Source organism: Halorubrum ezzemoulense, from assembly GCF_004126515.1.
Classification (GTDB): Archaea; Halobacteriota; Halobacteria; order Halobacteriales; family Haloferacaceae; genus Halorubrum; species Halorubrum ezzemoulense.
This window is the reverse complement of record NZ_CP034941.1, coordinates 257,851-280,321: the sequence shown is the minus strand read 5'-3', so window position 1 is coordinate 280,321 and position 22,471 is coordinate 257,851. Positions and strand designations below refer to the sequence as shown.

Annotated in this window: 16 protein-coding genes and 5 pseudogenes; 12 read left to right on the top strand and 9 right to left on the bottom strand. The window is 55.1% G+C overall.

Going from position 1 to position 22,471, the window contains the following annotated elements; all coding sequences use genetic code 11:
* Positions 1-48 precede the first annotated feature (48 nt).
* The 3 genes from EO776_RS16960 (at position 49) to EO776_RS16950 (ending at position 3,959) form a co-directional block, all read left to right on the top strand.
* Positions 49-1,308: an RNA-guided endonuclease InsQ/TnpB family protein gene (locus EO776_RS16960; protein ID WP_094553611.1), complete on the top strand. Its 1,260-nt coding sequence runs from the start codon at positions 49-51 to the stop codon at positions 1,306-1,308.
* A 24-nt stretch (positions 1,309-1,332) separates the two neighbouring features.
* Positions 1,333-1,971: a helix-turn-helix domain-containing protein gene (locus tag EO776_RS16955; protein WP_094580746.1), complete on the top strand. Its 639-nt coding sequence runs from the start codon at positions 1,333-1,335 to the stop codon at positions 1,969-1,971.
* Positions 1,972-2,054: 83 nt separating this feature from the next.
* On the top strand, positions 2,055-3,959 hold the full coding sequence (locus EO776_RS16950) for an ABC transporter ATP-binding protein (RefSeq protein ID WP_049933445.1): 1,905 nt from the start codon (positions 2,055-2,057) through the stop codon (positions 3,957-3,959).
* A 177-nt stretch (positions 3,960-4,136) separates the two neighbouring features.
* Here EO776_RS16950 and EO776_RS16945 read toward each other — a convergent pair.
* Positions 4,137-4,457: pseudogene (locus EO776_RS16945) on the bottom strand (transposase); the annotation flags it as partial.
* A 37-nt stretch (positions 4,458-4,494) separates the two neighbouring features.
* On the opposite strand from EO776_RS16945, the pseudogene EO776_RS16940 reads away from it, so the two are divergent.
* Positions 4,495-5,516, top strand: a pseudogene (locus EO776_RS16940) (IS630 family transposase).
* Between the two features lie 42 nt (positions 5,517-5,558).
* Here the strand turns inward: EO776_RS16940 and EO776_RS16935 are convergent.
* Positions 5,559-6,308: a helix-turn-helix domain-containing protein gene (locus EO776_RS16935; protein WP_129452600.1), complete on the bottom strand. Its 750-nt coding sequence runs from the start codon at positions 6,306-6,308 to the stop codon at positions 5,559-5,561.
* A 126-nt stretch (positions 6,309-6,434) separates the two neighbouring features.
* On the opposite strand from EO776_RS16935, the gene dps reads away from it, so the two are divergent.
* The 3 genes from dps to EO776_RS16920 are packed head-to-tail and all read left to right on the top strand — an operon-like array spanning position 6,435 to position 7,888.
* Complete coding sequence (gene dps, locus EO776_RS16930; RefSeq protein WP_049933440.1) at positions 6,435-7,094, top strand: DNA protection during starvation protein; 660 nt, start codon at positions 6,435-6,437, stop codon at positions 7,092-7,094.
* A 34-nt stretch (positions 7,095-7,128) separates the two neighbouring features.
* The gene (locus EO776_RS16925; RefSeq protein ID WP_080508749.1) at positions 7,129-7,512 is read left to right on the top strand and encodes a 2Fe-2S iron-sulfur cluster-binding protein; all 384 of its coding nucleotides are present in this window, start codon (positions 7,129-7,131) and stop codon (positions 7,510-7,512) included.
* 1 nt (position 7,513) lies between these two features.
* Complete coding sequence (locus tag EO776_RS16920; RefSeq protein WP_080508748.1) at positions 7,514-7,888, top strand: RidA family protein; 375 nt, start codon at positions 7,514-7,516, stop codon at positions 7,886-7,888.
* Between the two features lie 20 nt (positions 7,889-7,908).
* On the opposite strand, the pseudogene EO776_RS19850 reads toward EO776_RS16920, so the two are convergent.
* Positions 7,909-8,068 (bottom strand): annotated as a pseudogene (locus EO776_RS19850) (IS4 family transposase); the annotation flags it as partial.
* A 405-nt stretch (positions 8,069-8,473) separates the two neighbouring features.
* On the opposite strand from EO776_RS19850, the gene katG reads away from it, so the two are divergent.
* From katG to EO776_RS16905, 3 genes and pseudogenes are all read left to right on the top strand, one after another.
* Entirely contained in the window at positions 8,474-10,639 is a 2,166-nt protein-coding gene (katG, locus tag EO776_RS16915) for a catalase/peroxidase HPI (RefSeq protein WP_049933290.1), read from the top strand.
* A 676-nt stretch (positions 10,640-11,315) separates the two neighbouring features.
* Positions 11,316-11,390 (top strand): annotated as a pseudogene (locus EO776_RS19845) (hypothetical protein); the annotation flags it as partial.
* Positions 11,391-11,539: 149 nt separating this feature from the next.
* Positions 11,540-12,925 carry a hemolysin family protein gene (locus tag EO776_RS16905; RefSeq protein WP_094519513.1) on the top strand — a complete coding sequence of 462 codons (1,386 nt, stop codon included), beginning with the start codon at positions 11,540-11,542 and terminating at the stop codon, positions 12,923-12,925.
* Between the two features lie 15 nt (positions 12,926-12,940).
* On the opposite strand, the pseudogene EO776_RS19940 reads toward EO776_RS16905, so the two are convergent.
* The 3 genes and pseudogenes from EO776_RS19940 to EO776_RS16890 all read right to left on the bottom strand — a co-directional run.
* Positions 12,941-13,123: pseudogene (locus EO776_RS19940) on the bottom strand (histidine kinase dimerization/phospho-acceptor domain-containing protein); the annotation flags it as partial.
* Positions 13,124-15,046 (bottom strand): PAS domain S-box protein, encoded by a 1,923-nt coding sequence (locus EO776_RS19125; RefSeq protein WP_049933288.1) that lies wholly within the window; start codon positions 15,044-15,046, stop codon positions 13,124-13,126. It lies immediately after the preceding pseudogene.
* Positions 15,047-15,281: 235 nt separating this feature from the next.
* The gene (locus EO776_RS16890; protein WP_049933286.1) at positions 15,282-15,737 is read right to left on the bottom strand and encodes a site-specific integrase; all 456 of its coding nucleotides are present in this window, start codon (positions 15,735-15,737) and stop codon (positions 15,282-15,284) included.
* Between the two features lie 344 nt (positions 15,738-16,081).
* On the opposite strand from EO776_RS16890, the gene EO776_RS16885 reads away from it, so the two are divergent.
* A complete protein-coding gene (locus tag EO776_RS16885) occupies positions 16,082-17,356 on the top strand; it encodes an RNA-guided endonuclease InsQ/TnpB family protein (protein ID WP_094494840.1) in 1,275 nt (424 codons plus the stop codon).
* Between the two features lie 111 nt (positions 17,357-17,467).
* Positions 17,468-17,854 (top strand): LURP-one-related/scramblase family protein, encoded by a 387-nt coding sequence (locus EO776_RS16880; protein WP_129452598.1) that lies wholly within the window; start codon positions 17,468-17,470, stop codon positions 17,852-17,854.
* Positions 17,855-18,013: 159 nt separating this feature from the next.
* Here EO776_RS16880 and EO776_RS16875 read toward each other — a convergent pair whose 3' ends face one another.
* The 3 genes from EO776_RS16875 to EO776_RS16860 all read right to left on the bottom strand — a co-directional run bounded on the left by EO776_RS16875 (position 18,014) and on the right by EO776_RS16860 (position 22,261).
* Positions 18,014-19,186 carry an ISH3 family transposase gene (locus EO776_RS16875; protein ID WP_129452597.1) on the bottom strand — a complete coding sequence of 391 codons (1,173 nt, stop codon included), beginning with the start codon at positions 19,184-19,186 and terminating at the stop codon, positions 18,014-18,016.
* A 612-nt stretch (positions 19,187-19,798) separates the two neighbouring features.
* Entirely contained in the window at positions 19,799-21,190 is a 1,392-nt protein-coding gene (locus EO776_RS19200) for a DUF6498-containing protein (protein ID WP_222104452.1), read from the bottom strand.
* 327 nt (positions 21,191-21,517) lie between these two features.
* Entirely contained in the window at positions 21,518-22,261 is a 744-nt protein-coding gene (locus tag EO776_RS16860) for a DUF4097 family beta strand repeat-containing protein (RefSeq protein WP_094552384.1), read from the bottom strand.
* Between the last annotated feature and the right edge of the window lie 210 nt (positions 22,262-22,471).

The window sequence follows — 22,471 nt, the reverse complement described above, 5'->3', positions numbered from 1 at the left end:
ATGGCTGGGATATATATCTGCCACAACCAAAATCTTCGCACGGTGACGATGGGCGAACTCACGAAAACCCTCGAACTGAAGCTTGTGGACCCGAACCTCCATAAGCGACAGAAACTTCGTGAGACACGCGATGCCTATCGACGGGCGCTTCAGGCTGCCTTTGACACTGGTTGTGACACGCAGTCAGCAACCAACGATGTGGTTGTCGAGTACGACCTGAGCGGCTACGCGAAAAATGCCCTCAAAAAGTACGTCCCACAACTCTGTGGGAACAGTTACGACGCCAACGAGATCCACGACGACCACCCAGTGCGGTTCACAAACGAGGGCCTACAACTCGACCACCAGCCACAGAACGCTATCGAGTGGTACGCCAAAGTCCCGCACCACGAGGATTACCACCTCTGGATACCAGCACGCGCCAATCCCGACCAGCGGGATTGGCTTGAAGCGTTGTACGCAGACGACGCCGAGATGGGTGAAAGTCGGCTGTTCGAGCGGGATGGAACGTGGTACCTCCACATCACCGCTACCCGCGACGTGGAGGACGAATCTGAGGCGTCCGCCGATAAGCGGACACCGGTTGGTGTGGACATCGGAGAAGCGAGCCTCGTCACGGTGTGTCACCGCGACGGCTCCGGTTCTCCGGTTCGCCCCCGCCTGTGGGCCGCCGACGGCAAAGCCGTTCGTCGGCTCCGAAAAACCTACTTCACCGCCACAAGACGGCTTCAGAAGCGTGGTAGTGAGCGAATCGCAGACTCGTTCGGTGACGCACTGTGGGACCAGATTGACGACGTTTTTCACCGTGTGACCAGCGAGGTCGTGGACTACGCCGAGTCCGTCGACAACCCAGTGTTAGTGCTGGAAGACCTGAGGTACATCCGCGAGAACATGGACTACGGTGAGTACATGAATCGGCGGTTACATGGGTGGGGCTTTGCCAAGCTCCACGCACAGATTCGCTACAAAGCTACCGAGAAGGGGATTCCCGTCGAGACGGTGAATCCCCGGAACACGTCGAAGGCGTGTCACGCCTGCGGTGAACACGGTTACCGGCCACGACAGGCGACGTTTAGATGCTCGAACGACGGCTGTTGGGTCGGTGAGTATCAAGCCGACGTGAACGGGGCGATAAACATTGCAGACCGCTACCGTAGTGGAGAGAGTCACCGCCAAAGCGACTGGGCTTCCCGGCAGAAGGCTGGTGCCGATGACTCGGCTACGGATGGGGCCTCTTTGACCGGGCCACAAGACAGCCAAGCCGATGCTGAAACCCAGCAGACGACGCTTGGAACGTATGCGTCTTGAAATCAACAGGCCGCTTCGCTCGGCCTGAAATCCCGTGGTGGGATTCCTCCGCGTTCACGCGGAGGAGGAGGTCAAGAGCTGCGTGACGATATTGACCAACTCGGAACCGTTCTGCACGAATCGAAGGGTAACGAAGGGTATCACATCGTCACACAGTCGTGTCTCTGTTCACTCGAACAGTCGATTATCGACCGGTTTGAGAAACACAACTGCCTGTATCAGTCGCCAACGATCTACCGTCAAGGCTGGGAGCACTACACGGTAGTCGCGTTCGACGGCGAGGACATTCGAGAGCTGCTCGGTGATCTTCGCTCCGATAGAGAAATCGAACTGCTCTCGAAAACGTCGATTTCGGAAAAACAGATTCCACACAGTATGCTGGCGCCGGCGAACCAACTGTTCGAGAACATCACTGACCGACAGTTGGCAGCGCTCCAATTAGCACTGGAGAGTGGGTACTACGAGCAACCACGGAAGACCTCGCTTCGAGACCTGGCCGATCAGACGGCAGTCGCTCGCTCAACGTATGAAGAGCACCTTCGAAAAGCGGAGAATAAACTCCTCACGAACGCGGGACAGTTCCTCCGATTGGTTACCGCGACATCGGCAGCCGACCCGCTACAAGTAGAGGAGACCCGACGAACCGAACAAGCCGCCGACTAGTCTGTCATCAGTTCGCCAGACAATCATCTAGCTTATAGCGCCATGTCACCGAATACTTACACACAAGAGCGCTACCGAACACAGTGACAGACGACCACGGCGGGTTTGAACACGCCCGAGAGAACGTTGACGGCCACCCGATGGTGAGTCTGCTCGGCTACGCCAAGCGCTACTGGCCGACCCTTACGCTCGGCGTGCTTGCGGCGTTTCTCACGAGGTTTGCCCGACTGGTCCCACCGATTGTCGTCGCGGCTGCGATCGATCGAGCGATCCGCGGGTCGGCCGACGCGGGACTGCTGACCGACGTGGGTTTGCTGCCGCAGGGCGAAATCACCGGCGAAGCGGCTCGGCTCGCGGTGCTCGAACAGCTCGTGCTCATCGCGGTGCTCGCGTACCTGGTCCGGTCAGTTGCGCGGTTTATCTCCCGGTATCTGCTTCAAGCGACCGCACAGAAGGTTCAGCGTGATCTGCGAAACGACACGTACGACCATCTCCAGCGGCTCTCGATGGACTTCTTCGCCGATCATCAGACCGGCGGTATGATGTCGATCCTCAACAGCGATATCAATCGGCTTGAGCAGTTCCTGAACACGGAGTTCCGACAGCTCATCCGCGTGGTCGCGACGGTCGGCGGAATCGCGATCATCTTGTGGACGTACTCGCCGAAGCTGGCGCTCATCGCGCTCGCGCCGGTCCCGGTCATCGGACTGGCTAGTAGCCAGTTTCTCACCTGGATCGAACCTCGATATAAATCGATTCGCGAGACAGTCGCTCGACTGAACACGCGGCTCGAGAACAACCTCGGTGGCGCCGCGGTGATCAAGTCGTTCGACCGGTACAGCTTCGAGGAGAGCCGAGTCGCTACGCAGAGCGAGGCGTACCACGACGAGAAGGTCGCGGCGCTTCGGATCCGACGGGGGTTCTTCGCGGCCCTGCGACTGTTGACCGGCGTCGTATTCGTCCTCGTGCTCTACATCGGTGGCACCGATATCATCAGCGGCGTTCCCGGCGAGGCAGGGGCGCTGACCCTCGGCGGGTTCGCGCTCTTCTTCCTCCTGTTGCGGCGGCTGTACTCGCCGATGCGCCGGGTCGGGAAGTCGGCGAACAAGTACCAGCTCGCGAAGTCGAGCGCCGAGCGCGTGTTCGGGTTGCTCGGCCGCGAGCCCACGATCACCAGCCCCGACTCGCCGCACACCCCTGCGTCGATTGACGGAGAGGTCACGTTCGAAGACGTTACGTTCGCCTACGGGGACCGCGAGCCCGTCCTTCACGACGTCTCGCTCAACGTGCCGGCGGGGACGACGATCGGGCTCGCCGGGGCGACCGGGGCCGGGAAGTCGACGCTCCTGAAGCTTATTCCCCGGTTCCACGACGTCGACGATGGGGCCGTCCGGGTTGACGGGACCGATGTGCGGGAGTACGATCTACAGTCGTTGCGGGACGCCATCGCCATTGTCGAACAGAATCCGTACCTGTTCTCGGGGACCGTCGCGGAGAACATCGCGTACGGCGACCGCGAGACGCTTGAGGCCGAGTGGGCGGGAGAACCGGACGAAAGCGCCCGCGCTCGGGTCGAGCGGGCGGCCGAGGCCGCCGCGGCCGACGAGTTCATCGAAGATCTCCCAGATGGATACGACACGCAAGTCGGCGAGCGTGGCGTCAAACTTTCGGGCGGCCAGCGGCAGCGCCTCGCCATCGCCCGGGCACTGCTCAACGATCCCGAGATCATCGTTTTTGACGAGGCCACCTCAGACGTCGATACGGAGACCGAGGAACTGATTCAGGAAAGCCTCGAGCGGCTGGTCGAGGAGCGGACCGCGTTCATCATCGCCCACCGACTGTCGACGATCCAGAACGCGGACGAGATCGTTGTCATGGATCAGGGCCGGATCGTCGAGCAGGGAGGGCACGACGAGCTGGTTGCGGGCGAGGGAATATACGCGGATCTCTGGCAGGGGCAGGCTGACGCTGCTGCTGCCGACGACTGACGCTCGACCGGGGTGTCGGTATGTTCCCCGAATTATCCAAATATTGAGTAGCACTGAATTAGTGGGCGTGATATAAAATATTCTAAATAATCATATTCTGAATAATCATATTCTGGAATATCATATCTAGAGATACCATCGACGAGATGTGCCACAATAAGGATAACTGGGTCGCTCTTATGTAGAGCTGCGGAAAGACCCCATAACAAGGCAGTCGATGGTGATATCGACAGATGCGCCTGTGAGATTCAGCGATCTAACGATCCCGAATGTATGAGCGGCCTGTTCCAACCCTTGCTTGGACAGGCCGCGGAACTTCCGCAGCCACGGTTGAACGAGCGAAAACAGACATTCTGCCTGATTGATGTGGACTCCGTCAGGCGATACGTACCTCTCTTTGTGGACGACCGTTCGGTGATCCCGATCCATCTCGCGGTACGCTTGGAGTCCATCTGTCCAGACCTCTCCCAGCCGCTGGGAGAGGTCTTCATACTGTCGGCTGAATATTCTTTAGGCTAGAGTGTGATTCTAGGGTATGGCCACGCTTGACGCCGCCACCCTCGACGACCTCCGCGACGCTCTCGCGGAGGTCGAGGACAAGAAGCCGACACAACGGCTGATGGCGGTGATTAACTACCTCGAAGAAGACGACGCGACGATGGCAGAGGTAGCTGAACGGTACGGATACACCGGTCCATGGCTGTCTCGTTGGGTTGGCCGGCTCGACCGGCTCGCTGATGAGCCGGTCGAGCAAGTCGTCTACGACGATCCGCGTGAAGGCAGACCATCCGAACTCTCTGATGAACAGCACGACCAGTTCGTTGAGGTACTTCACGACTCACCCGAAGAAGTTGGACTAGACGCGCCCGCGTGGTCTGTTCCACTAGCTCGTCACTATCTCTCTGAGGAATTTGACGTTGAGTACTGTGAGCGGCACGTCCGACGATTGATGTCTGAGGCCGGGCTGTCCTGGAAGACAGCCCGGCCGGAGTTCTACAAATCCGACGAGAGAGCCCAAGAAGCCTGGCAAGAAGGCTTCAAAAAAAGCGCAACGACTTGGACGATGAATACATAGTCCTGACGATCGATCAGACGCGGCAGGTTCTCTCGACGCTAATCTATGCGTGGTTTCCGGAAGGAGAGCGCCCGTCACTCCCGGTGACGGGCGCGTGGGATAGCATCAAGTTGCTCGGTGTAGTCAGCGACGGCGGTGAGACGTTCTTTCTGCCGTGTGCAGAGAACTTCAACAGCGACACAACAATCCGGTTACTCGACGCACTCCAGACAGAGTTCGGCGAGAAAATCTGCGTCGTCTTGGACAACGCCTCGTATTTCACGGCGAACAAGGTGTAGGAATTCGTCGAAGACACACCGATCGAGCTGTGTTACCTTCCGCGGGGTTCACCAGAGCTGAACCCCGCGGAAGAGTGCTGGAGACAACTCGATCAAGAACTTGGGAACCGTCTGTTCGAGACGCTTGACGATCTCCGTGATGCTGCTCTCTCTGTACTCGACCGCATCGAAGTTCCTGATATCTTTATGTATTCATGTCTGTGAGTATCAGCAATCGTGATTTCTACCACTCGTAGCCACCACCGTTCACAGTGTTTGCTTGACAAATCCCGACACGATACGATCCTCTGCGGTTCGTAGTCGATATTGAACCGTAGAACGAGGTTCATCAAGTATCGACGCAAGATCGGAGACAGAAACTTCTCTCGGCCGTTCATAGTATCCGTGCTTGACCGCTGCCTTTAGCACTTCCCAGTGTTCTGGCGAGAAGTCTGTCGCGAGGCGCTCGGTCGCCTTCCAGTCGCTGCCAGTAGTGATATGGGACACCGAAACCGACACGCCCTCCCGAATCTGTGCTTCCATTGTATCGTAGATGTCTCCAATAGGAGAATCACTAGGGAAGAGAATGCGCCACCGGTACTCGTCACCGACCCGGCGGGATTCGAATATAGTTCCTGTCTGAATATGATCGAGTACAATATGCGGAAGTGAATGACAACTGTTAATTTCACGACGAAGTGTATAGATAGTTCGGCTAGTCTCTTGACGATCTAGGACGCAATATGATCGGTCCGTATCACAATCTACGACATCGAAGCACTCGTTACAGCGGGTTTTGTCAAGAAATACCTCATCGAACGCGTCCAGCGCTTCGCTCGTCCCCTTCGCATAATCGAGCCGCCACATATAGCTGTCATTCACGAAGATCGCGGACGACCACAACGAGAGGCTCTCGTACTGTCGGAACACATCCATCAACTCATCAGCTCCTGACTCGAACTGGAGGACAAACTCAAACTCACGTGTCTCTTGCGCGGGTTCAGGCTTACCGTTCATTTATCTATTGCTAAATAGTAGATACACAAAAGAATTGTTCTTAGTGCTGTTTCATTCTTTTGGCAGATAATATCATCTATTGCTAAAACAATTCTGATTACTGTTACCGGGGTATGTAGAGATGCGATGGCAAACGAGAAAGAACACGGCAGCGGTTCCGTGGAACCGGGCGACACGAGCAAGCGAGTCGGTGCCGAGGTCATCCGCGAACGAGGCGTCGACCCCGAGGAACTCCGGGAGAAACTGATCGACGCGATCGGCGCCGAGTTCACGACCTACTACTACTACACGAACCTCCGAATGCACCTCGCCGGGGAGGAGGACTACAAGGAGATCACCGAGGACGCCCGTCTTGAAGACCGGGCCCACTTCGAGCTTGTCGTCCCCAGGGTGTACGAACTCGAGGGGTCGCTGCCGAACGACATCAGGGACTTCGCCGACCGGGCCTCCTGTCCCGACGCCGAGGTACCGACGCCGATGGATGGTAGTGGTGAGTTCGACACATCCGAGCTAGAAGTCGAAGACATTCTGGAAGTACTGCTCGAAGCGGAACGGTGTGCGATTCGTACTTGGAGCGAGATCTGTGATATGACTCGTGGGGCCGATCCGCGAACCTACGACATGGCCCAGCGGATCCTCAACGAGGAGATGGACCACGAGGCCTGGTTCATCGAGCTGCTGAGCAAGGAACGGGACGACGAGATTAATCCGGCCGGGCACTTCGCGCGTGGCGAGCCGGGCGACGCACCATATACGAAGAACAACCCGTTCAACGACTCCGCCTGAGCGAGTAACAACGGTCTCCACTCTCCCCTTATTTATGACACAGTCGTCGGACGATACGTGGACCATCACGATCGTTGTTCCCGAAGAGTCGTCGCTGGACGAAGCCGGTGAAACACACGAACTTGAGGTCAGTGAGAACGAGACGATTCTGGCGGCCGCGCGTTCGGCGGGTGTGTGGCTCACAGCTGACTGTCAACAAGGTTGGTGTATCACCTGTGCTGCTCGTTTGGTTGACGGCGACGTTGTCCATCCAAACGCGCGTCGGTACGATACTGAAGACCGAGAGGCAGGCTACGTACTCACCTGTACTGCGAAGCCGCGGGCGGACTCAACACTTGTCGTTGAACAGTACGATGAGTTCCTCGAATATAGAGCAGCCAATAACAAACCACCAGGAAATTCGAAGCTAAGTGACTAACATGTCCGAAAACATAACCCGAAAAGAACGAGATAGTTCGTTAACTACTCCGTACAGTGTTCGAAATCGTGGCATACAACTGGTATGTTTTGATGGCCAAGTACCTAGCAAAGAGACAGTATCAGATCAGGGTGTCCGAAAACAGACACTCAAGGCGCTTGAACGTGTTCGCACTGTCGCTGCTGAGGCTGGCGTCAGTCGTCACGAACTAATGCGAACCACAGTATACCTGACTGACATGAGCCAATTAGAGGAAGTTACGCAGGCGTATGACGAATTCTTTGAGGGTCAACGACCGTCACGGACCTTCGTTGGCGTCAAGCAGTTGCCGAACGGTGCTACAGTTCAAATTGAGGCTACTGGTGTATGTGATTGAAATCCTACATCCGTCTTCAGTCAAGCCCCACACTTGGGTTGTGTAGCGGGGGTTAGTGTCGCTTGTAATCAGCCGTCCTTTGTGGATCTTCTGGGCACCTTCGATCAGCCGGTCAAGAAGTGACGGCGGTGAGTAGCTGAGATAGTCACTACGCTCCTGCGTAGCACATTGTTGATGACTTGCTGTGTTTCGATTTTGGTCCATCTTAAGTGAACACTCATTCGTCTTTAGTTAATATCTTCAGTAATACTCGATAGCTGTGGTTTTTGCTCAAATACGGCCCAGCCACACCAGATACGGCAAGAAAACGCCGTTTGTGATGGTTGCTTATCGCTCGATCTCGCCGGTACTGGTGTCTCATCTGTGGCTTCTCCTACATCTAATACTGACAAGCATACTTTTGGGAATTGTATTACTATCAAGCTTAACTAAAGACGAATGAGTGAACGCTGTTTGGCTTAGAGGCTGTGTTAAATCGCGATACAGCAGCGAGGTAGACTGCTAACGTTCGTGGGAGGTCGGATTGGCATATGATAAACAACAGTTGATTGGTTTCACCTACATACATATAATTGGACAATCCATATGTCTGGAGAACATTCAGCCAGCGGAAGTACAACACAGGATTGGTGGCCAGAATCACTCAATGTAGAAATACTTGATCAGAATGCCAGCAATGTTGGGCCGTACGAAGACGAGTTCGATTACGCTGAAGCATTCGAGTCTCTCGATTTCGAGCAAGTGAAAGCAGATATTGAGGACGTATTAACTGATTCCCAAGAGTGGTGGCCAGCCGACTACGGACATTACGGACCGCTCATTATCAGGATGGCTTGGCACAGTGCGGGCACGTATCGTACTGGTGACGGTCGCGGTGGTGCGTCAGGTGGCACACAGCGGTTTGCACCTGTCGAAAGTTGGCCAGACAACGCAAATCTAGATAAAGCCCGGCGACTGCTCTGGCCAGTCAAGGAGAAATACGGTCGAAAACTCTCCTGGGCTGACTTGTTAGTCCTCTCCGGAAACGTTGCCATGGAATCGATGGGATTCCAAACGTTCGGCTTTGGAGGGGGGCGTGAGGACGCATACGCACCAGACAAAGGCGTCAACTGGGGGCCTGAAGAGGAGATGATGGAAGACAAACGCCACGATGAGGAGGGGAACCTCCAAGGCGACCTCGCCGCAGACCACATGGGGTTGATTTACGTGAACCCAGAAGGTCCTGGTGGCAAACCAGACCCTCTCGAGTCCGCGAAGTACGTGCGACAATCCTTTGATCGGATGGCGATGAACGACGAGGAAACCGTTGCCCTCTGTGCCGGCGGACATACGTTTGGGAAGGTACATGGCGCTGACTCTGACGAAAATCTTGGTGGTGAACCTGAAGCGGCGCCTATCGAACAACAGGGCCTCGGCTGGAAAAACGAGTATGGTGAGGGCAAAGGTGCCGACACGATCACAAGCGGCATTGAAGGCCCGTGGACCCAGTCCCCAACTAGCTGGGATATGGAATATGTTGATCTCTTGCTGGATCACGAGTGGGAGCCACACAAGGGACCCGGCGGAGCTTGGCAATGGCGGCCCAAGGACGCGGAGGTACATGGCTCTGCAGAGCCAGCACACGACGAGATTGAGAGTGCAACTCCGATGATGCTGACGACGGACGTCGCACTGAAGCGGGACCCAGACTATCGGGAGGTTCTCGAACGCTTCCAAGAGAACCCGATGGAATTTGGAATCAGTTTCGCAAAGGCATGGTACAAGCTTATCCACCGTGATATGGGGCCACCGGAGCGGCTCCTTGGCCCAGAAGTGCCTGACCAGGAAATGCTCTGGCAGGGACCCATCCCCGACGCCGATTACGAACTCGTCAATGAGGAACAGGTAGCCAAGCTCAAAACGGAAATCCTTGACTCCGATCTGTCCCGTACTCAGCTTGTCAAAACTGCTTGGGCTTCAGCATCAACGTATCGGGATAGCGATAAGCGCGGCGGTGCGAATGGAGCCAGAATTCGCCTCGAGCCACAACGAAGCTGGGATGTTAACGAACCGAAAGAACTGGAAACAGTACTTGACACGCTTGAAGATATTCAACGAGAGTTTAACGACTCTCGATCAGACGGAGTCCACATCTCACTTGCCGATATTATTGTGCTCGGCGGGACCGCGGCCATCGAGCAGGCGGCAGCCGAGGCCGGATACGAGATTGAAGTACCGTTCGAACCGGGTCGGACTGATGCGCTTGCGGAGCAGACAGATATCGAATCTTTCCAAGCTCTGAAACCGGATGCCGATGGCTTTCGCAACTACTTCACCGATGGAGATGGACTAAACCGCTCACCTGAAGAACTGCTGGTCGACAAGGCAGATCTCCTGGACCTGACACCGGCCGAGACAACGGCCCTTGTTGGCGGCATGCGCACGCTGGGAGCCAACCATCAGAATTCGGAGCTTGGCGTCTTCACAGATGACGTGGGGGCCCTGACTAACGACTTCTTTGAAACCGTACTTTCGATGGATTATGAGTGGGAGGCAGCTGACAGCGAAGATAACAAACAGGTGTACGAACTCAGAAACCGTGAAACGGATGAAGTCGAATGGACGGGGTCACGTGTAGATCTTATCTTCGGGTCGAACTCACGGCTTCGTACCCTCGCAGAGGCCTATGCTGCTGAAGAGGAGAAGTTCATAAATGATTTTGCTGATGCTTGGCAGAAGGTTATGACGAACGATCGCTTTGACCTGAATTAACGTCCACCTTCTCGGCGCTTTTTATACGCTATATGAGGGTGTCATAGAACATTTCATGCCCTGTGTATAGCGATTTGTATCAAGAGTAGGTTTATTTTCTGACCCTATACTTCGAACTCAACTGCGCAGATGCCCCCTCGTGTTATCCATATAACTGTTCTATGACACTCTCACTATATGATTTTTGAACCGACTGCTCTGTTGAATAGCGGTGTTGACCGAGGAGGTCAAAATTTGAGTCGGTTTGTTAACGGTTGACGCTAGTGGTCTCAAGATCGGCATCGTCTTACCATGGCTCAGAGGTCGCTATTCAACAGAGCAGAACCGACTTAGATTATGTCGAGATAAACGATATAGCCAGACAACGTCCGAATTCTTTGAAATCAGCGATCCAGTCCACAGACGGCCTCGTTATTCAACGGACTAGGGATTTCTGACTAGCCGTACAATCGTGCTCATAAGAGTGTTTAGTGTCTTTTATCAACAGCAAGTTTGTTCAAGAGTTACTCGCAGATCACTCGCAGAATCCCCGGAACTACGGTGAGCTTCCCTCTCCCGATGTTGAGGCAGCAACGACGAACCCACAGTGTGTCGGCCCAACGCACCCTGAAGGAGACCTCAGGTAGCTCTCAGTGATGATGGGACCACAGTCGAAACAGTCCGCTTCACCGGTGACGGGTGTACACTGTCACAGGCCGGTGCCTCACTATTGTCTGAGCAGATGGTTGGTGTCTCCGTCTCGTTGTTGTAATCACCAACTTCGAGCGGGGAGACGACCCTGGCCGCGAGAAGCTCAAGCTATGAGATGGTTTCTATGACAGGCTCTCGTATGGGTGTAACTCAAGGAATCCATACTCTGTTACCACGGGTTACTTTTCTGCTCACGCATTAGGTGGTCGCATGTGGATATCTCTCCTCACAGTACTGTCCAGTGGTGGCCTCCTCCAGTACACCGTGCCAGTCGTCGGCGCCGAACTGAGCCAAACGGCAGTCACCACGGTCGGTATCGGCTTGATTCTGCTTCTCTTGGTAGGGTCGGGATTCTTCTCGTCGTCGGAGATTGCGCTGTTCTCCTTGCCGTCCCATCAGGTAGATGCGATGGTTGAGCAAGGCCTGCGTGGCGCACGGGCGGTCAAATCTCTCAAGGAGGATCCCCACCGCCTTCTCGTAACAATTCTCGTGGGGAACAATATGGTCAACATCACGATGTCCTCAATCTCGACGACTATCGTTGGCTTCTATTTCGACGCGGGCACGGCAGTTATCGTCTCGTCGCTCGGCATCACGTCGGTGGTGTTAATATTCGGCGAGAGCGCACCCAAATCCTACGCCGTAGAGAACACTGGACTACACGCACGGCGTGTCGCCCGGGGGCTAAAGATCGTCGAGAAGCCACTGTGGCCGCTTATCACCGTATTCCACTACCTGACGGGCGTCGTGAACAGACTTACCGGCGGCAGCCCGTCCATCGAGTCGACCTACGTCAGCCGAGACGAGATTCGAAATATGATTCAAACGGGCGAGCGTGAGGGGGTCCTCGACGAGGAGGAACACCAGCGGCTCCAACGCGCCCTTCGATTCACCGATGCCACTGCCAAGGAGGTGATGACCCCCCGCCTCGATGTGGCGGCTATCTCCAGTGATGCGACCGTTGAGGAGGCAATCCAGAAGTGTATCTCAAGTGGTCACGCGGACCTACCAGTTTACGATGGGTCGCTAGACAGTGTGATCGGCGTCTTCGACATCCGTGACCTACAGAATTCGAACTACGACACTTTCGACGACCTCGACGTAGAGGACGTAATCGCTCCGACGCTCCACATCCCCGAGTCGAAAAACGTCGACGCGCTCCTCTCGGAAATGCGCGAGAAACGGATACAGATGGCTATCGTCGTCGACGAGTTCGGTGCCACTGAGGGCCTCATCACGATGGAGGATATGACCGAGGAAATCGTCGGCGAAATACTGGCGGGTGACGAAGAAGATCCGATCGAATTCGTTGACGATGACACCGTCCTCGTGAACGGTGGGGTTAACATCGAGGAAATCAATGAAGCGCTCGACATTGTACTGCCAGAAGGCGAGGAGTTCGAGAGTATCGCGGGCTTCGTTTTCAACCTTGCGGGCCGCCTTGTCGAGCAGGACGAAGAGTTCAACTACGAGAACGTCACGCTCCGGGCCGAACAGGTGGATGACACACGTATCCAGAAGGTCCGGGTAACTGTCGATCGTGACACCGCCGAGATCGAAGAGGAGACGCCGGTAGGCGAGGGCAGTTCCGAGTGACCGGGAATACCTGAGCGCCCGAATCAGCAGGTCCTCAATGAGCGCGTCCATCCGGTCAAATGTCTGTGCTACGACGTCGATATGGTCACTCGCACACTCGTCCCGAATCAGTTCCAACCATCCTTAGGCCACACAGAGTGGGTTCCATAAATCGTGGCTGACGATGCTGGCGAACTCTTCCAAACGCTCGTTCTGTCGTTACAATTTTTCTTCGTACTCTTTCTGCTCAGTAATGTTGGTGGCGATGCCACAGGTGGCGTATACGGAGCCATTGTCAAACAGTGGGACAATCCGGGTGAGAAAGTACTGACGACCGTCGTCGGTCTGAATGACCTCTTCGATCTCGACCTGTTCTCTCGTCTCATACACTCTTTGGTCGTTCTGCTGAAATTTCTCAGCCACTTCCGCCGAGTGTAAATCTGCTGCCCGTTTTCCGGCGATGTCGGTATCGTCAGCAATGTCAAACAGGTCCCGATGATATTGATTCATATACACGTACTCGTGATCGGTGTTTCGAATCCACATCGCTGACTCAACGCTATCGATAACACCCTGTAGTTGGTTGGTGGTCTGGCGGAGTTCGGCTTCACGTTCTCGTTGCTCGGTGACATCCCGGAGTGTGCCGACCGACCCGTTGAACTCCTCGCCATCGTACGGAAGGACGCCCATATGATCTTCGCAGACGATTGGGTCGCCTTCGCGGGGGTAGACCGTCACTTCGAATGTTACCGCTTCCGGGCCATCGCTCGATAGTAACCGTCCCAATTCCTGCTCGGCCCGTTGTACGGCCTCTTCGTCCTTGATCAGCGATGGTGTGTTCCCGAGAATCGTTTCCCGGTCGTAGCCGACTAATTCCACCAACTCGTCGTTAACGTAAGTGAACTGCCCCTTTTCGTCAAGCACGTACACCGCATCACTGAGTGCCTCGATAATCGTCTCGTACTCTTCTAATTCAGTCTTCCGCCGCTCTCGGTCGGTAACATCCTGAAACTTCGAAAAAATCGTCTGGACGTCCCCATCTGCGCCGGTGACGACACGGTTGTGCCACTCACAGGTGATTGCCTCGCCATCCTTCCGGACGTTCCTATTGATCACGTGGGTTCCGCCGTCCGCGTCAAGGAGTTTTTCTACAGCATCACCCACCTGTCCGCGGTCGTCACCAGCGACAATCCCCTCCCATGACTCGCCACACAACTCTGCCTCACTGTAGCCGAGAATCTCTTCGGCTCGTCTGTTCATTCGTTCAAACTGGAATTCAGAATCCCACTGGACTGCCCCAAGTGGTGATTCTTCAAAAAACAGCGATAATTGCTTCTGTCGCTGCCGAGCGGTCCGTTCGTGCTCCTCACGCTCAGTAATATCGTGACCGGCCCCCCGGAGCTTCGTTACCTCCCCCCCATTCTCGACAACCGGAGTAATTGTCATATCGAGGAGACGTTCCTCGCCGTCACCCGGTTGGAGTCGCCATGTGTCGTACAGTTCTTCGCGCGTCTCCAGCACCTTGTCGAGTGTATGCTGGATGTCTTCGCGGTCGTCTGGATGGAACAGTTTCAGCGCCTCCTCCAGAGACATTTCGTGTTGGTTACGACGGCCAATGATTCGCCGGGTACCTGCCGTCAGCACGACAGTATTGCTCTCTGTGTCCAGTTCGAAACCACCGGTATCACCGTTGAATTCCGTCAATCGCATCAATTGTTCTTGTCTGTCGGCCCGCTCGGCCTCGCGGCGGGTCCGAACGGCGTTGCGGATCCGGTTGGCCAAGAGTTCGTACCGTTCGGTGCCGCTCCCCTTCTGGAGATAGTCGGTGACACCGGCAGCAATGGCGTCACTGGCGACTGCCTCGCTGCCCTTGCCGGTGAAGAGGATAAACGGGAGGTCGGGATACTCCTCTCGGACAGCCTGTAGGAATTCGATGCCGTCCGTGCCGGGCATATTGTAATCCGAGACGACGCAGTCAGGCGGGCGGTCATTAATATTCTCCAACCCCTCGTCGGCACTGGTCGCTGTCTGGACAGCGAAGCGGTCGTCCTCGCGTTCGAGAAACGTCCCTGTCAGGTCCGTGATGGAGGGGTCGTCATCGACGTGGAGAACCTGAATCTCTCGGTGTAAACTGAACGGCATGGTCTGTAATGTGTTACTATTATTAAAAAACTACTGGCTAAATATGAATTAATTTCTCGGTATCAACAAAGTCAATTTCTGTCCTGATTCTGCTAATTTGAAATAACAATGCTCTGATGCTGACTATAACCTCTATATTCAGCAGTCAGTAGCAGCCCATATCACATATCGAATCGTTATTTCGCCAGATTGGACAAGAGCCATCTACAAATTGGCCTATCATTAGGCGTATAAATCAGTACAAAGAACGCGACTGAACTGTCGGCTCAAAAACCGGATCCGCACCCGGGTCGGATTCGACGTTCCCCGAGACGAACGAGATCTTCTCGCGCTCGCGTTCCGCAGCTATCGGGCTCATCCCTCCGAGATAGTGGTTTCTGAACGTCTCCCAGTCTTCCCACCCGCCGAAACTCATCACGACGGCAGGAAGAATACCGCAGTCCCACAGCAAATGACCGCCCCAAGTACGCCGGAGGTCGTGGACATCGAGGTATGTCCACCCCTCATCGCTGGTCCCGGCGTACCGGCGCTCGCCGGCGCGCTTCACCCAGCGATAAATCGAGTTCGGTTCGACGTCGACGATCGGCTCGTCGGGGTCGCGTTCGTATGAGAGCGTCCGAACGGAACTGGCGAGTTCCTTCGGGATCGGCGTCTCGCGGTACTTCCCCCGCTTCGCGTAGTCGTTCCACACGCGGAGGAAGACAGCAAAATACAGTGAGAGAACCCGTTCAAGTCTTTCAACGCATTAACGTATGACCCCTTTACCTCGACAGTTCCCTCTACGGTATCTGCTCCAGCTGGTTGAATTGGCATCCCTTCCGACGATCCAAAGGGTGTCCGAATTACCCCAATTGACTCGTACTGATACTGGTCATTTGGCATATTATAGAGATTCAAGGAGAATACTGGTGGCTTTAGCCACCAGATGAATCCGACAACTCCTACGCAATCCACCGTCGATGGCAAGGCCGGATATTCCACGCCAACCGACACTATCAACAGAACGGTGTTCATAACCAGTTATGAAGCCAGAAAATGAGTCGAACCATCCGAACCTTTGAGGCCACGATTACGAACCAGCAACAGGTTCGTGACGACCTCGACCAACTCGGATGGGCCGCCTCAAAACTCTGGAACGTCGGTCGCTACTACGCACAAGAACAGTGGGACGAAACAGGCGAGATTCCCGATGACGGGGAACTCAAAGCCGAACTCAAACGCCACGAACGCTACACGGACTTACATTCTCAATCCAGTCAGCGCGTTCTCGAAGAACTCGCTGAAGCGTTCAACGGCTGGTTCGGAAAGCGTCGGAACGGCGACGACCGTGCCCGACCGCCCGGCTACCGCAAACACGGAGACTCCCACCCGCGTTCAACCGTGTCGTTCAAAGCGGCTGGCTTCAAGCACGACGCACAGTTCACCCGCGTTCGCCTCTCGAAAGGCCGCAACCTCAAAGAACACCGTTCAGACTTCATTCTGTGCGAGTACGAGACTCGTCCGGACGTTGACCTGACCGAGTGGGACATTCAACAGGTTCGCGCGATCTACAAGCGCGACGAGTGGCGGTTACAATTCGTTTGTCGAACCACTATCGACCCGGAACCGCCGGGTAACGAGGTGGCTGGTGTTGACGTCGGGATTTGCAACTTCGCCGCCGTCTCGTTCGGCGGGGAATCTGTGTTGTACCCCGGTGGCGCACTCAAAGAGGACGAATACTACTTCACGAAGAAGAAAGCCAAGTGCGACGATTCCTCGTCCCGTGAAGCGACTCGTCTTGACCGGAAGCGGACTGACCGTCGGACGCACTTTTTGCACGTACTCTCGAAAGCAATCGTGGAGGAGTGCGTTGAACGGGGTGTCGGAACGCTTGTCGTGGGCGACCTCGGCGGTATCCGAGAAGGTGACGAGAACAGTGAGTCCCGCAACTGGGGCGACCACGGGAATCTCGACTTGCACGGGTGGGCGTTCGACCGCTTCACGACGCTACTCGACTACAAAGCGGAAGCCGAAGGCATCGACGTGGAGTTGGTGTCGGAACGCGATACGTCGAAGTCGTGTTCGGCGTGTGGTCATACAGACGACAATCAGCGCGTCGAACGCGGACTGTACGTGTGTGAGAAGTGCGATACGGTTGCGAACGCGGACGTGAACGGCGCGGAGAACATTCGGCAAAAGGTACTCCCGAGTCTCGCTACGGATGGCGGTGATAGGGATAACGGTTGGTTGGCACAGCCAGCGGTTCACCTGTTCGACCGTAGTGAGGGTGTTTTCGCCCCACGAGAACAGGTTACTAACCGCGAACCCTAATATCCCAACTCAGCGGTGCGGTGCCGTGGGATTCCCGCGTCTTCAGGCGCGGGAGGATGTCAAAATACGTACGAGGGGGAAACTTCCTTCGTTGATGACGACGATAATGAGTTGCTGACTATAGCGCCTAGTGGTACGCTGGATATCGCTGGTGCCTACCTGCTAACAGATAGCCAGACTGGAGATGATCTCGTCGTTCTGGATAATGACTTTTCTTTCTTCCAAGACACCTGGCGGATCCACGATGCTCAGGACGGCTCCCTTGTCGCCAAAGTCACCTCGGGTGGTGGACTTATCACTATAGCTCGAAAGTTCCTGCCAGTGGGACAATTTATCGGGCACAACTTCGAGATAGCTGATGCAGCCGGCAATTCTATTGGTACTATTGAGAGCGATTTCGCAATACGTGACCAATACGAGATCAAGCTCAGCGATAGTAGTTCGGTTCCGATAGATCCGATTGTGGTGGCAACAGTCGGTAGTTCCCATCGTGCCTGATTGCTGACCCAATTTCTAGAGAGAAATGAACGAGATCAGAGCGACCGATTCATCGAGTCGAACAAAGACGGCGATCTCACACCAGTGAGAGCGCCGTCAGTTCAGACGAGAAGCAAAGCTGTAGCTCACTCATAGGGCTGCCGCTGGACGCGGGCGGCCTCAGCCCGCGTCCAGCTCGCTGTAGGTCGCTGGGATGCCGATACGGTTGGTCGGCGCTTCCCACTTCCGGCCCAACCTGTCGTCGAGAGCGTGATCGATCCATTCTCGAAATACCTCAAAGCGGAACCAGACAGGGAGTGCTCGCCCGCCGCGCCGCGGCGTGGCGAGCACGCCCCATCGGACGATCACCCAGAGGTTCCGCAACAGGAAGCTTACGAGGATGAACAACAACCGAACTGCTGGATCGGTCGTACTTGTCCGCGCACGCGCTTCGCGCATCGTCCGGAAGGCTGTCTCGATGGCTGAGCGTTTCTGGTAGAGCGCTTCGACTTCCTTCGGCGTGCGATCGGTCAGATCGCACGCCACGTACGCCCGGACGAGCAAGCCGTGTTTCTCACGGTTGCCCTGCTGGTAGGAGACACAGACCGCGAGCGGGAAGCGCAGTTCCCGCTCGCTTCCCTTGTACATCACGTACTCCGTCCAGTAGGAGACTGTCGTGTCCAATTTCTCGGCCATCTGTTTCCCACGGCGGATGATCGGAAGAGCGACTGGTGCTGTAGCATCCAGTCGCTCGATCGACGTGCCGTCGTAGAATCCACGGTCAGCGAGGAGTCCTGCGACATCGAATGGAAGGGCCGCGACGTGGTCGAGCAGTCGCTCGACCGCGTCGCTCTTGGGTTCATCACTCCGGACGGGGGTCACTGCGACGATGAGTGGTTTCGCCCGACAGAGGACGAATCCAGCAAGGTAGCGATGGCACTGGCTGGTGCCATCGCGTGGTTTGGTGTGGCAGAGTTCGCTCGCCTCAGCGTGTGGACAGCCGTGGTAGTGGATATCGACGAAGTCGAGGCAGATGATCCTCGGACTGGGGCCGAGGATCATCGCCGCCTGCTGGGCGAAGAGGTCATTGACGATTGCTTCCAACTCATCAGGCGGAACGGTGTGAAGTTGTGTAAGCGTGTAGTCGTCAGAGTATGTTCGACGAGTGGTGTCGGTAACAGCCTTGATGGACTTCTGATCGACGGCTGCTTGCGTGACCGTTTCCCAGATGACCCCGGAGTCGAAGCGGCAGTCTTCGACTCCGGGGAGAGGAAGTTCTTGTAGAAGGCTGACCGCTAAGCTTTCGAGGTCTGGAGCCGTAAGGACAGTGTCTGGGTGGTAGAGAAATTTCATACGCACCCATCCAGACGCTTCCTGAGAATCTAACCCTGTCAGTTGTGACTATCCGCTTACCCGATGGGAACTACCGACAGTGGTTATCGATGCAATCCAGGGCAATTGATCCATCGCAGACGCCACCGAATTGTTTGGACAACTCCACCAGTTATCTAATGGTTATATTTACTGCTCCCCGGTAAGGCGGAATCGGTTTGATTGCTGAACTCACGCTCTGTATCTCGCAAAGCGTTCCTAACAGAAATGAAGGAGGCGTCGGTCGACTCTGGTGTATGAATCCTCTGTACTGAGTGATCCACAGGTCAGTCAACGAGGTGTGAGAAGAGTTCTATGACACCCCCACAACCCTACTTACCAGACAGTTCATCGAATGCTGGAGTGAAACATAATTCTGTGTGAAACGTTCTATGACACCTTCGGCTCTGTTGAAACTCTCAACAGCTGATACAATTTCCCGCTCTGTGGGGTTACAACCGGATGCTACGCAGGAACGACGGGAGCGGTGTCGGGAGAAGTGATTGAACGGTATCTTGAGTATATAAAACATGGGTCGAGTGTTTGGCCTCTCTTCGACCCCGGTGGGTCGATGAGCTTGCCCTCGCAGATCATTTAGATTCGAGCGAGCATCGCATATATGAGGACGCTGAGTAAAATCATAAAAAACGGTGCGATCAACACCATGACAGCTGCCATTTCTGCGCCACTCACCTGAGGGGAGCCAAGCAGCAGTAGTGGAACACTAAGGAAAACTAGTGCCAACACGAGTGCGGCACCCACGACTGCGGGATCCTGCTCAGGGCGTTCCTCGTGTCTGATCGGCAGATCAAGTGTCTCGGTCGCGTGGTCAAGATCAGCGACAGGACCAAACTGAACTGTGTTTGTCGGGGCTGTCTCAACGTTTGAAATCTGTAGTGTTCCGGTACCAAATAGGCGGTCAGGAATGGCGTTCTTGATTTCAAATCGTGCTCGCGAGTGAATCGGAACCAGCCACTGTGGCGCATCAAGTACGGTGTCGTACGCGACAAGCATCTCACCACGCCGTTGGTACTCAATAGTGCCGTACCGGAAGTAGTAGCTCCCGGCGCGGATAATAAAAATTCCCAGTAGCACGGTGAGGCCAATGCCGACCCATAAAAAACGCGCTGTAACTATTGCGGCGACAACACCAGCCAGCAGCAGCGCGACACCGCGATTAACCACCGTGAGTAGTATCGTGGTACTGCTTCCAAGTAGGACAGATTGCGGGCTGACTGTCACTCGCGCCTCAACCGGCTCATCCGGGAGGCTTAGCTCTGGTTGTGACCGACTAAACTCACGGTCAGCACTGAGTCGGTCAAAGAGCTCTTGAAATGCGCTTGCTATTGGACCGGTAGATTCCCACGATACAGCGAGAATTGTCTTAACAATCACAAATCCTCCAAGTACAGTTACTCCGGCTGATTGGCCCATTGACAGGCCGATTATCCCCAAAAACATCACCCCAAGCGTGAGCTGGGACGGTTGTTGTAGAATTTCACGGGCGGACACATTCTTGTATGTCTTGGCTCCCAGATACTCACGGTGAAACTCGATGCCGTGTGCGACTATGAGGGCACCAACACTTACAGCGACCTCCCAAGAAAGCGCTATCGATGTCTCAACCAGCACCCAGGAGAGTATCGTAATAGGCAGTATGGTAGAAGCCCAGATACCGAGGATTGACAATGCGAAGGGCACATTGCGGGGATATATTGGTGGAAGCGTTGAGAGAGGCCGCCAGCCACCTCGTTTGTGCCGTAGTTCATGAAGGGGTTCTCGTTCTCCGACAACATCGGGGGATCCTTGCTTTGCGAACAACGACTTTAGCACGCCGAAGAGGACCGTGCTAAATGCTTCAATCCAGTAGAGTAGCAAAAGAGTCCAAACATTCCAATCGCCATAGACTATGCCAGCCAAAGGGAGCAGATTTGTACCGATGATCACAAGATCTGTAGCTGATCGGTTCGGTACCGTGGAGGGCACACCGCGCATATCGCGAATCATTTGCTCGTGGTAGATATGTTCCCGTGATATTGCGTCGATGTTTACGTGTTTGTCGTGGCTGATCTCTCCGGGTTCTCGACTGACTGACTCGACACAAATGATATCTTACTTATTTATTCATAGATGTGTAAAGCACATGAAGAGAAAGCACCGAACTCCCGGCAATTAGGCCGGCTATTCCACCATAGAGCGGAGCGATCTCCAAGGAGGGAGCAATCAAATACCCGCTAGCAAATCCTAGCGGGTCAAAAACTACTGCGAGGATTATCAATTGAACCGCAAGGTCCTTTGATTGGAACCACCTGATCATTCGTTTCTCTCCCTACCGCGGATAGTAATATCACCGTTCGTAGTAGTTGCTGTAACACGGTGCGTACCGTTTCCAACCATCCGGTCGACCGCTGACCCGGACTCAGTTAAATCTGCTTGGAACCCGTTGATTGTGGTGTCGCCATTGGTTGTGTCAAGCGATATTGCTGGCTCCGCGGTTGCTGGCAGGGTAATTGAGATATCACCGTTTGTGGTGTCGGTCTGGACTTCAACAAGTTCAGATGCTAAAAGTGTGATATCACCGTTTGTTGTATCGGCAGTGACGCTCTCGGCCCCGCTAGTTTCTATATCGACATCACCGTTCATCCCCTCAGCAGTAAGGTGTAATCCTTCAGGAACGGTCAGTGTCAGATCCATCTGTAGCGGGGACGAACCGAAGGGAAGGAAGCCACTATCCTCCGTGTCAACGGTGAGCGACAGGCGATCGTCGGATTGGTCGGCTTGTAGCGTGATGCGTTCTAGATCATCTTCGCTTGCTGCCCGCTTTGTGCCGTTGAGCTGGATCGTCTCACGCTGTGTATCACGAATCGCAATGTCACCGTTTACGCCTTGGACATTAATTTCTGAGATGTCGGTTCCGTCATACTCTCTGGTAACCGTAGTTTCAGCCTCGAGAGATCCGGACGTACATCCTGCGAGAGTGGCAGTTCCGGCAGCGATACACGCACCAAGCAGATTGCGTCTCGACAGTCTTTGTCCCGCCCAGTCAGGACTGCTCATACGGGCCCATGGCATACATCGATAATAAATCGGCTACTCGTGTCTCAGGCTCAGAAGCACGTACTCGCAAACCGGTGGGTGGCTGCTTAGCTATTGACCTCTTCCACGCCCTGAAGGACGTGGAATCCGTCCACCGGATTCGGGCTGTCAGTGCCCTTTGGTTTCAACCCGCCTCATGGGGAACCCCCCAAACATACGGGCGAAACTCTC

Bases quoted from the DNA above. Each gene is read 5' to 3' on its own strand.
- EO776_RS16860 (WP_094552384.1), bottom strand. From the start codon at position 22,261: ATGAGCAGTCCTGACTGGGCGGGACAAAGACTGTCGAGACGCAATCTG.
- katG (WP_049933290.1), top strand. From the start codon at position 8,474: ATGTCTGGAGAACATTCAGCCAGCGGAAGTACAACACAGGATTGGTGG.
- EO776_RS16885 (WP_094494840.1), top strand. From the start codon at position 16,082: ATGAGTCGAACCATCCGAACCTTTGAGGCCACGATTACGAACCAGCAA.
- EO776_RS19125 (WP_049933288.1), bottom strand. From the start codon at position 15,046: ATGCCGTTCAGTTTACACCGAGAGATTCAGGTTCTCCACGTCGATGAC.
- EO776_RS16935 (WP_129452600.1), bottom strand. From the start codon at position 6,308: ATGAACGGTAAGCCTGAACCCGCGCAAGAGACACGTGAGTTTGAGTTT.
- EO776_RS16875 (WP_129452597.1), bottom strand. From the start codon at position 19,186: ATGAAATTTCTCTACCACCCAGACACTGTCCTTACGGCTCCAGACCTC.
- EO776_RS16960 (WP_094553611.1), top strand. From the start codon at position 49: ATGGGCGAACTCACGAAAACCCTCGAACTGAAGCTTGTGGACCCGAAC.
- EO776_RS16905 (WP_094519513.1), top strand. From the start codon at position 11,540: ATGTGGATATCTCTCCTCACAGTACTGTCCAGTGGTGGCCTCCTCCAG.
- EO776_RS16920 (WP_080508748.1), top strand. From the start codon at position 7,514: ATGTCCGAAAACATAACCCGAAAAGAACGAGATAGTTCGTTAACTACT.
- dps (WP_049933440.1), top strand. From the start codon at position 6,435: ATGGCAAACGAGAAAGAACACGGCAGCGGTTCCGTGGAACCGGGCGAC.
- EO776_RS16925 (WP_080508749.1), top strand. From the start codon at position 7,129: ATGACACAGTCGTCGGACGATACGTGGACCATCACGATCGTTGTTCCC.